Genomic DNA, 9531 nt, shown 5'->3' with positions numbered 1-9531 from the left:
GGCGCGCCCGGCGAGCCGGTGCCCGCCCCGGCCGCTGCCGCCGTCGCCGGCCCCGCCCGCTTCTCGTCGGACGCGGCGACCACGTCCCACTGGTACAGCTGCTCCGGGACCCCGTTCTCGTCCCGGGCGATCCTGTCCGGCTGCGCGAGGTCCACCCTGAAGTGGACGTACGTGCGGCCCGGGGTCCCGGCGTCCGGATCCTTGCGGATCAGCTGGCGCAGGGTGACGGCGTTCTCGGGCAGGGCGTCGCCCCGGAAGCCGTTCGCCGCCAGCGCGAGGGTCCACAGGCCCAGCTCGTTGTCCTGCCGGGACAGGTCCTGGACCACCTGGTTCACGTCCGAGCGGAAGGGGACCCCGCCCTTCTCCTTCGGGGCGTTTAGCGCCGAACCGACGTTGCGCGTCAGCAGCTTGTCCGCGATCAGGGCGATGCCCCCGGCGACGGCCAGGGTGCAGCGCGCGTTCAGGTCCCCCCGCGAGGCCGGACCGACGAGCGAGGTGAAGTCGCCGGTGGGGACGGGGTCCCAGTCCAGCATCACGTCGTCGGTGAGGACACCGCCGTTGTTCCACGCGTTGCGGGCCTGCTTGGTCACGGCCCGCTTGTGACTGCGCCACGGCAGGTCGACCAGCGGCCCCAGGAGTTCCGCGAACCCCTTCGGCCCCATCCGCCGACCGCCCTTGATGGTCTTGGCCTGGTCCTTCAGCTGCTCGAACAGCCCGGCCCGGGTGAGCGCGTGGACCAGGTAGACGCTGCGCCACAGCGGGGTGCCGGGGATGGTGTGGTCGCGGAACGCGGTGGGCAGCTCGTCGGGCGAGGTCCGGCCGACGGCGAGCCCGTAGACGGCTTGGAGGTCTTCGGCCGGGACCGGCGAATCGCCCTGCTGGATGACCCGCTTGAGGGCGCGCGTGATGACCTCGATGTGCTGGGCCGCGTCGTCCCACTGCTTGAAGTCGACGTGGACGCTCGCCAGGATCGAGCGGATCGCGTCGTCGAAGAGGTCCTCCGGGGCCAGCGGGTGGCCGGGGTGGTGCTGGGCTCCCACCGCGATCTGCGCCGGCACCACGAACGTCTGGGCGATCTGCGCGGCCCGCAGTCCGGGCTCCAGCAGGCCCATCTCGTGCGCGAACTCCTTGCGGATGCCCTCGCGCCACTGCTCCCGGTGCTCGGCCAGCCGCTCGTCGAGCTCCGGCGCGGCCCCACCGGCGTCCGGGCGGACGCCGCCGAAGAGCGATCCGACCGCGTGCGCCGCCGTCGTGGCGGCGTCGGCGTCCGGGCCGGCGAGTACGTTCCAGGCGCTGGCCAGCCGGGTGATGCCGTCGCGGACGACCAGGCCGTGGAAGGACGGGGTGCCGTCCTCGAAGGTGATCTCGACCGGGTGCGTGATCAGGCTCCTGGTCACCTTCCGGGCCAGGATGGAGGAGGCGTAACTGTTGATCGACAGGGTGCCGTGCAGGGTCTGCCAGACGTGGTCCTTCAGGTGGCCGAAGTCCTTGTACCGGTAGCGCACGACGGCGCACGGCCGCCCGGCCCGCGTCAGCCCCTCCACCTGCGGGTCGGGCACCTCGTTGACCTCCATGCCGGTCCGGGGCTGGATGCCCGGCAGCAGTTCGCTCAGGTGCACCCGGGTCACCACCGAACGCAGCGTGGCGCCCTCGACGTTCTCCTCCAGCAGCAGCCCGCCCGGGTCCCCCGTGGACGGGCGCAGCTGCAGGGCGATGCCCTCGGGCATGGTGGTCGCCCGCGCTATGGCCCGCCAAGCCCCGTCGGGCAGCAGGGTCTGCGGGTTGGCGGCACCGGCGGCGATGACCTCCCGCCGCGCGGAAGGCTCGCCGGGGGCCGGGAGGTCGCGATCGATGCTGGAGACGATGACCGACTCGGAGCCCCAGGTGACGGTGAGGGACTGGGGGGTGTTCGCGGGCATGGGCAGGTGACCTCCGAAGTTAGTTGATGCCTAAAAATTCAAGCTCTGAACTCTCAACTCTGAACTCTGAAATCAGCTCAATCCGCTCAATCCGCCCGACCTGACGTGCTGCGCCGGTCGGATCACAGCAGCCCGTCCCGCGCGAGGGCGTACTTCTCGAACAGCTCGGGCAGCGGATTCCGGCCGCTCCGGTCGAGGGACGCGTAGGCGGAGGCGACCAGCACCACCTGTGCCAGCGGATGACTCGCGGCCATGACCCAAACGGACGCGTTCTCGGACGTGGGGAGCCGCCGGGGAAAGGTGACCAGCCCGAGGCTTTCGAGCTCCCGGCTGATCTGATGACTCAGATCGGCACTGAGCCGGTTGCGATCCGGGGCCGCGCACTGCTTGATGAGCCGCATCGAGATTTCCTTGATGCCACCGTCGAGCGCGACTCCACCGACAATCGCATCGATGTTGAGCTCCATGGCCGAGAACACTAAAAGCGGAACACCCCACCGGCCCAGTGCCGTTCCGGTCACCTTGCCGCCCGCACTGGCTTGAATTCCGTCGAACAAAAAGGCGGCGCACCTTACCGCCCGGCTAAAATCGAAGAATTAATTCTGTTAATTGCGGCGGCCGAGAAGAAGGGCCGGGGCGGCCGGCGCGCGGGAAACCCCATGGCGGTGCACGGCCCGACGGCGGATAGTGGCCGGATGCCCCACCGCTCCGCGTACGTGTGCCTCTCGTGCCGCGTCTCCTTCAAGCACTCCGAGCCGCGGACGTACCGCTGCCCGGGATGCCGCCGCGACATGCTCCTCGCCGGTGACGCCTTCGAAGCTCCGCCACGGCGGGACCGGGACGCCTGGAGGGTCGTTTCCGTCCTGCTCCGTGCCGGACTGGACTTTCGGCAGGCCTGCTGCGGCTGCGGACCCGGCTACCGCCCCCGGAGCCTGCGCGAGGTACGGGAGCGGCTCGCGTACGCACGACGCACCGGGACCCCGGCCGCACGCGCCCTCGCCACCCCCTAGGCGAAAGGGCGGAAGGCGCCGCCGCGTCGTCTCCGTCCTTGCGGAGGGGCCGGCGCCGGCAAGGAACGGTGCCTGTCGACGCGTGCGAGGTACCAGGGTGTGTCGTGCCGTCAGCCGGAGCAGCCAAACGGCCCGGAGCGTGATCGCTCCGGGCCGTTTCCCGTTGTGCCCCCGGCAGGATTCGAACCTGCGACACCCGCTTTAGGAGAGCGGTGCTCTATCCCCTGAGCTACGAAGGCGGGGGCTTGACGGAAACCGTGAGGGAAACCCCAGTGGGGTTCACCCTCCCCGGCGAGTCAAACGCCCTGGTCAGCTGGCATGTGCAGATGTCGGGTGGGGATGCCCGGGTGGACACTTTCCCCAACACGCGCGCAGTAGCCGACTGACCACCGACAGCCTAGCGGATCGTGCTGGGGCTGGTCGCATGGATTGCCGCAGGCGTGGGGCTGTGGTGACGGCATGGCTGTGACCTGGGGGTTTCTGGGCGTCTGGGGTGGCAGCCGGGGAGGCTGGGGGTGTTGCGGGGGCGGGGTGGGCGGCTGGGGCGTCCGTTCTGTTCCTCTTGCCCCGGCAGGGGAGCAAAGGGCGACGGCCACACCCCGGGGTGGGTGTGGCCGCCATCGATGGGTCGAGGGGTGTCAGGCGATGCGGGCTGCCTGCTGCGCGTTGCTGCGGGCTTCGAGGTGGATCTGGTGGCTGGTGGCTGGTGGCGTTCTGGGAGAGGGCGAAGCCGAGGACGAAGACCTTCTGGCGGTCGACGCCGTAGGCGATCACGCGGCGGTTCCAGAGGCTGAGGTCGAACTGGCTGTGCACGGACTCGGAGTCGGCGCGGTAGGGGTAGAGGAGTTGGTGGGTGAGGCTGGCCTGAGGGATCTGCTGGAGGTCTTCGGCTCGGTGGAAGCCGCGCTCGGTGTCGCTCTTGAGGCGCTGGCCGGTGTCGGTGGAGCGGAGGGACCGGTCGGCGGGGGTGGTGGTGATGCCCACGGGGACGCGGTAGTCGTGATCTCCGTGTCGGCAAGAATCTTGAGGAGGTGGCACCAGCGGCTCTTGGTGGCTCCGGCCCGGTGCTCAAGTCTGATGATCGGGACGGGCTCCAGGACGCGGGTGCCGTCGTCGACGCGGATGCTCTCGGCGATGCGGCCTTGGTCGCACCAGAGTTCGTGGCCGCTCCTGCAGGGGGTGATGCGTTCGTAGAAGACGGGGGCGACGGATCCGTGCTGCTTGTTGATGGCCAGCAGCCCGTTCCGCGCGAGGGCGTCGCGATGGACGCCGCGGAAGGCGCCGTCGTAGACGACGCCCATGCAGTGGGGCAGCGCCTCCTTCAGCATACGGAACTGCCTTACCGCGATAGCGGCTTCGTCCTCGTACTCGCCACCGGCGACGTGGGCGAAGCTGAAGATGACGCGGGTCCAGTAGCCGGTGTCACGTCCCGAGGCGAAGAACCATTTGGTGCCGCGCACCTTCCGCTTCGTCTTCTCTCCGTTCTCGTAGTAGATGCGGGCGGCCGGGTCGACGCGGCGGCTCCGGATCAGCCCGGTGTCCTCGTCGTAGATCTCCACGGCGCGGGCTTTCGAGGGTGCCTTGGGGACCGTGGCGTCGCCGTTCTACGGGTCGACCGAGATGCAGCCGCTCGAGGAGCGCCGCTCCCAGGTGGAGGAGGCGCTCTTTGGCTCCCCGCCATTGGCGTCCGCGCTCTTGGTCGAGGACGAGTCTGGTGATCTCGTCGGGCTCGCCGCCTACTCGTTCCTTTGGCCGGCGGCCGGCTCCTCCCACTCTCTCTTCCTGAAAGAGCTCTATGTCCGCGGCACCCTCCGCCGCCAGGGCGTCGGCGCCCGCCTCATGGACGAGCTTCGTGCCCTGGCCGCCGCTCGTCCCGGATGCAGTCGGGTCGAGTGGATGACGGACCACGACAACCCCGGCGCGCGCGCCTTCTACAAGTCTTTGGGGTTCGCGGAGTTCGACGGGAAGATCGTCTACCGTGTGGACACCGGTACGACGTGAGGGTGGGCGGGTACCGTGAAGGAAGAGCGTTGCGATCGCTGTGATTTCGTCATTGGGCGGGCTGTGCATGCTTGCCGGACGGATCCGTGCCAAAGGCGCGCCCTGTGACCTCACCTCAGCAAGAGTGGCGACGCTTCCGTACGGACACGATTCTGATCTCCCCGACGCAGTACGCGCATCTTCCCGGAGCCTGCACCCACCTGACCGAGGAACTGGTGACCGTCTCGCGCTGGGGATGGATCCCCACACCTCCGACCGGGCTCTGAAACCGGTTGAGCAGTAGCTATCCGGCGACCGGGGCATGAGGGCCTTCTGTTGGTCGGTGGAGATGTCGCAATCCACACCGAACCCGGAAGGCCCTCACCCGTTCAAGACGCCTCAGCCGAGTCCTGCATCACCCGTCCGCAACCTCCCGGGGCAATTCAACTAGGCGACAGCTCGGCCCACCTCGGTGTCCGTTCCATCCCGACGGGTCGTCACGGCGGTCGTCGGCGTCCGCGTAGTTGATCTTTGCTTGTTCTTTGAGATCTCCACAGTTGCGAACGATCAGGCGCGGTTAGGGTCAAATGGCCGCAAGTGCGAATGGCTCGCTAGCCCCAAGGGGCAGAAGATGGACTTTGCTGAGGAATTCGATGAGGCAACCGGCCTGAGTTTGACCCGGGAGAACTTCAAACGCGGAACCGCCGCGCAATGGGTGAACGGAGTGCAAGTGGTTCTTAAGCGCGACCCGTCCGCTGCGAACGGCTACCGAATCCTCACTTCATATCCCATTCCATAGCTCGAGAGTAAGGCACGAACAGGTGACACCGTCGAACGATCGTTTCCGTGAGCTGCGCGATCTCCTGCGCTCTTATACAGTGACTGGCTACGCCTTCGATGACACAGAGGACCGTCGCGGAGTTGCGCTCAGTGCCTACCTCAGGCAAGCGGCGATCGAGCCCGCGCGCGCAGCCGAGGCGGCAGCCGAAATCGACGATCTCCTCGAGGCCGGCCTGTTCAATGATGAGATCGCGGATGATGTCGACCTCTTGCCTCACATCCACCCTCCCCACGGGAAGACGGTGGAAAGCTGTCTTGCCGTCATCGGCGGGCACCTCCGGCAGTTCCTCGCAGAGCCGGAAACTCCCTCCCAGTCGCCCCCTCAAACCTCATGGGAATGGAGAGAGCGTTTTCCAGGACTCCGACACCTGTTGGCAGCATACTTCCATCAAGATTTCTCGCTGGAGTACTCCTCGCACAGGGAGGCTCTGGACGACTACCTTTCAGATGCTTCGGAGAGTGACCTCCGACAGTTGGCGGGCGAGATCCGTGAATTCGTGATCCTCAACGAATCGGATCAAATGCTCAAGGAGTCGGCGGCGACGCTGGGGCTTGGCGTTTTCCCGCCTAAGGGTGTGCGGCTGCGTCAATGGTTGGCGGATGTGCGGGAGATCGTTCTCCACCAAACGCAGGGATGAATGACGGGTAGTCGGCATCGCTTGGCGGTCGATACCTGGCTCGCCAGGCCCAGCCCTGCCTTGTCGGTAACACCCGCAGGCCCAGTGCGCGGAGGTTTTACGTACCGGGCCTGCCTTTGACTGTTGAGATACGGATCAGGGATCGGCCGCAACAGCCACCCTCCGGCTGGAGGGACTGGATTGGCTCGTAGGTGCTCCGGCCGGCAGCTTGGCTCTGTCTCCTGCCCATGTTGCGCAGCATCCGGCCAGCACCGGCTGCGGTCCGTTCAACGGGTCAACGCCTGGAACCTGGTCGGCGGAAGCTTCCGGTTGGAGACAACCGATGGCCCTCCGTGCCCCACGCTCACGAAGCGTGCTTGCCCTGACGCTGCCCGTGATCCATGCCCTCGGGACAATCGCGGAATGCGCCCGGCTCGTAGCTGTACCTGCCAAGCTCAGGCCTGTCACGCTCCAGGCTGTTTCGAAGAGCCTCCGCGCCACGGAAGCGTGCCGTACTACGAGCACGCCGCCGGTGCCGATTGATTCCTCGCTCGTCACCGCGTCGCGGGCACATCGATCGGCACGCCAGACTGGTCGTGGCCGCGCTGCGCAGGGCGGAGCTTCGACTGGATGCCGAGACTGCCGACGGTGCACGAGAGCGGTCCCGGCTTCTGATCCTCGTCGCGGAGGGCTACGCTTCCGGCCGTCTCGGTTCCCTGCTGCCCGAGGATGAGCGCAAGGATCTGGAGCCGGTTCGAGACAGGACTGCTCTTTGGGAAACGCTGCACGTCATGGCTGCGCTGGCTGTGATCGGGGCTGTCGGGTGGACCAGTACCTGGTACGGGGAGCAGATCGGGGCGGAGGCTCCGTGGTCGCTGATCCCGGCGGCCATCGCTGCGGTCCTCGTCTTTCCCCGGGTTACGAACGTCGGGGCCGGACTTGCTCATGTCCTACCTCGGTCCGTAGCTCCTCCAGTTCTGCCCGATGTCAGTGGGCGACCTGGGGAAAGCCCACGCCGCAGAGATCCACGGCGATCACGCGGCGGCAAGCTCGCCGACGATGGCCGGCGCCTACCCCCGGGCGGCATTGGACGCTCTGCCATGGCCGAGGCGGCACAGTCGTAGCGGGGGGTTCACTGAGCGTACCTATCGGGCCCCGCAGATGCCGGACGTGGTAGTGCCCGAAAGGCCCGCGAGAGCTTACCGATGGTGTGGGTTTCAGGGGGTGACTGCGCCCACCGGGGGTGAGGTGATCCTCACGCCTCTGAGCTGGGGTGATGAGTATTGCGTTCCGGTACAGGTGGCGAAGTGTTTTCAGACGCATCCGCAGCACTTCCCTGACCTGCGCCTTTGAGGTTTCCCGCAAGCCCCACGAAGGCGGGGTCCTGCGTGAGACGTGGCCGGATGCTCTGCGTGAGAGTCCCGCTCGCCTCGGCCAGATCCTGGGCCGCCACGAGGGCAACCCAGGGACAGGGTGGCGGATCAGGGCGCGGCTCCGCGGCTCGGTTTCGAGGAGGCCCCGCGGCCCGACGCGCGCCCCCGCCCGGACCTGTCCACCGGCCCCGGCGCGGCCCGCCGGTCGTGGCTCCGTCGGTGCGCGACGGTCCTCCGCCGCTCCCGGAGTGACGGAGGACCGGGAGCGGGTCAGTAGTCGATGCGGTCGGACTTGGCCAGCCACGCGTTGAAGGGCGCCGTCCGGGTCGGCAGCTGCAGCTGCTCGACCGGCGTCGGCCACAGCGACGCGGGCTTCTTCTCGAACAGCTCGTAGAACTTGAGGTCGTCGAAGCCGGCCACCGCCGCGTCGTGCCGGTCGGCGCAGTAGAGGATCCGGTCCACGCGTGCCCAGAGTGCCGAGGTGAGGCACATCGGACAGGGCTCGCACGAGGTGATCAGGACGCAGCCCTCAAGGGAGAAGGTGTCCAGCTCCTTGCAGGCGGCGCGCATCGCGCTCACCTCGGCGTGCGCGGTCGGGTCCAGGTTCGCGGTGACCTGGTTGTTCCCGACGGCGACGATCTCGGTGCCTTTTGCGACCAGCGCGCCGAAGGGGCCACCGCCGTTCGCCACGCTGTTGGTGGCCAGCTTGATGGCCTCGTCCATCCAGGCACGCTGGAGTTCCTGGATGCTGATCTCTTCGGTGTGCGCGGTCATGATCGCTCCTTTTGGAGAAGGTGGGGGACTTTCCGGATGCTCTGCCTGTGCGGAACACCGCATCCGGGACAACAAGGGGGCCCGCGGGGGCCGTCTTGAAGTCGGCGCCGTCGGCGGTGTCGTGGGTGTGCTCGGGGCGGGAGCGTCCGGCCGGGGCGGGTCGAACGCTGGGGAGGGGGCCGGAGTCGGAGCTTTTCCCCCGGCGGCTTTCGGCCGGGACCTGCGTACGGAGGTCAGGTCGTCGGGCGTTCGTGACGCGCGGCCCGGGTGGGGTCGTCCGCGGCGCGGGTGGCCTCCGGCGTCCCGCGAGGTCCGACCGGGTGCGTGCGGGGCCGGCATCCCTTCCGGTCGGGTCCGTCCGAGGAGGGATGCGGGCGGACCGCCTGGTTCCCAGGGGATCCGGCCCGCGCGGGGGCCGACGGATTTCGGACGCCGGGTTCCGCGCTGACGGTGACACCCGGACCGGGGCAGGCGGTCCCTGTGTGCGGGCCGGATATCGACTCAGTCAAGGCTTTCCCCTTCGTTCCGCGAGATGTCAGGAAGAGCGAGTTCCCGAGCGGAAATCCGGCATCACACGAACGCCTCTCGCATGTGGCCGCCGTGCGGACACGACAGACACGACCCCCCCGCTGCATTGCGACTTGTGAGGAGTACACAGCCAACCGGCCGGAATCAGCTAGGGGGCGAAGACATGAAAACTCCGCAGGCTGAGAGCAGCTCTTCGTAGACTTCTACGAGAGTTGGTCCGCGCGTCATGTCACCGCTGGTTATTAGTGCAGCGGCCAGGTCGGCGGTGCGGATTCGGCGGCCCCGAGGGGCGCGGCACCTGCCGGCGGAGGCGGAGCGGAACGCCGGTCGGGCCGCAGGATATGGCGCGATCACGTCGGTGGGTGCGTTCCGGCCGTCGCCCGCGGCGGGCCGCCACGCGGTGTGCCGGGCAACGGGTCCGCCCGCCCCGGGGAGCCGGGGCGGGCGGGTGGCGCGGGCGGAACGGGCAGGGGTCGGCGCACGTGCCGGG

The 9531-nt window shown here is 68.3% G+C and carries 9 protein-coding genes and 1 tRNA gene; 4 read left to right on the top strand and 6 right to left on the bottom strand.

Annotation, left to right across the window (positions count from 1 at the left end; all coding sequences use genetic code 11):
• Positions 1 to 1919: hypothetical protein (locus AB4039_RS32570; protein WP_442272476.1), on the bottom strand; the 1919-nt coding region annotated here is incomplete at its 3' end.
• Between the two features lie 122 nt (positions 1920 to 2041).
• A complete protein-coding gene (locus AB4039_RS32565; protein WP_442272475.1) occupies positions 2042 to 2386 on the bottom strand; it encodes a hypothetical protein in 345 nt (114 codons plus the stop codon).
• A 228-nt stretch (positions 2387 to 2614) separates the two neighbouring features.
• Between AB4039_RS32565 and AB4039_RS32560 the strand changes: the two genes are divergently transcribed.
• The gene (locus AB4039_RS32560) at positions 2615 to 2929 is read left to right on the top strand and encodes a deoxyxylulose-5-phosphate synthase (RefSeq protein ID WP_266839657.1); all 315 of its coding nucleotides are present in this window, start codon (positions 2615 to 2617) and stop codon (positions 2927 to 2929) included.
• A gap of 166 nt (positions 2930 to 3095) precedes the next feature.
• Here the strand turns inward: AB4039_RS32560 and AB4039_RS32555 are convergent.
• Positions 3096 to 3168: transfer RNA gene (locus AB4039_RS32555), tRNA-Arg, on the bottom strand.
• A 531-nt stretch (positions 3169 to 3699) separates the two neighbouring features.
• Positions 3700 to 4488, bottom strand: coding sequence for a hypothetical protein (locus tag AB4039_RS32550; protein ID WP_442272474.1), 789 nt, complete (start codon positions 4486 to 4488; stop codon positions 3700 to 3702).
• Positions 4489 to 4519: 31 nt separating this feature from the next.
• On the opposite strand from AB4039_RS32550, the gene haaN reads away from it, so the two are divergent.
• The 3 genes from haaN (at position 4520) to AB4039_RS32535 (ending at position 6387) form a co-directional block, all read left to right on the top strand.
• Positions 4520 to 4930, top strand: coding sequence for a cyclophane-containing RiPP N-acetyltransferase HaaN (gene haaN / locus AB4039_RS32545; RefSeq protein WP_442272473.1), 411 nt, complete (start codon positions 4520 to 4522; stop codon positions 4928 to 4930).
• Between the two features lie 451 nt (positions 4931 to 5381).
• Positions 5382 to 5708 carry an RNase A-like domain-containing protein gene (locus AB4039_RS32540; RefSeq protein ID WP_442272472.1) on the top strand — a complete coding sequence of 109 codons (327 nt, stop codon included), beginning with the start codon at positions 5382 to 5384 and terminating at the stop codon, positions 5706 to 5708.
• Between the two features lie 22 nt (positions 5709 to 5730).
• Positions 5731 to 6387 carry a contact-dependent growth inhibition system immunity protein gene (locus AB4039_RS32535; protein WP_442272471.1) on the top strand — a complete coding sequence of 219 codons (657 nt, stop codon included), beginning with the start codon at positions 5731 to 5733 and terminating at the stop codon, positions 6385 to 6387.
• 533 nt (positions 6388 to 6920) lie between these two features.
• Here the strand turns inward: AB4039_RS32535 and AB4039_RS32530 are convergent.
• Together AB4039_RS32530 and AB4039_RS32525 are read right to left on the bottom strand one after the other, a co-directional pair.
• Positions 6921 to 7313 carry a hypothetical protein gene (locus AB4039_RS32530; RefSeq protein WP_442272470.1) on the bottom strand — a complete coding sequence of 131 codons (393 nt, stop codon included), beginning with the start codon at positions 7311 to 7313 and terminating at the stop codon, positions 6921 to 6923.
• A 696-nt stretch (positions 7314 to 8009) separates the two neighbouring features.
• Entirely contained in the window at positions 8010 to 8513 is a 504-nt protein-coding gene (locus tag AB4039_RS32525; protein WP_266839644.1) for a nucleoside deaminase, read from the bottom strand.
• Between the last annotated feature and the right edge of the window lie 1018 nt (positions 8514 to 9531).

The organism is Streptomyces sp. M-16 (assembly GCF_052114405.1).
Lineage (GTDB): Bacteria > Actinomycetota > Actinomycetes > Streptomycetales > Streptomycetaceae > Streptomyces.
This window is presented reverse-complemented; position numbering and strand designations above follow the sequence as displayed.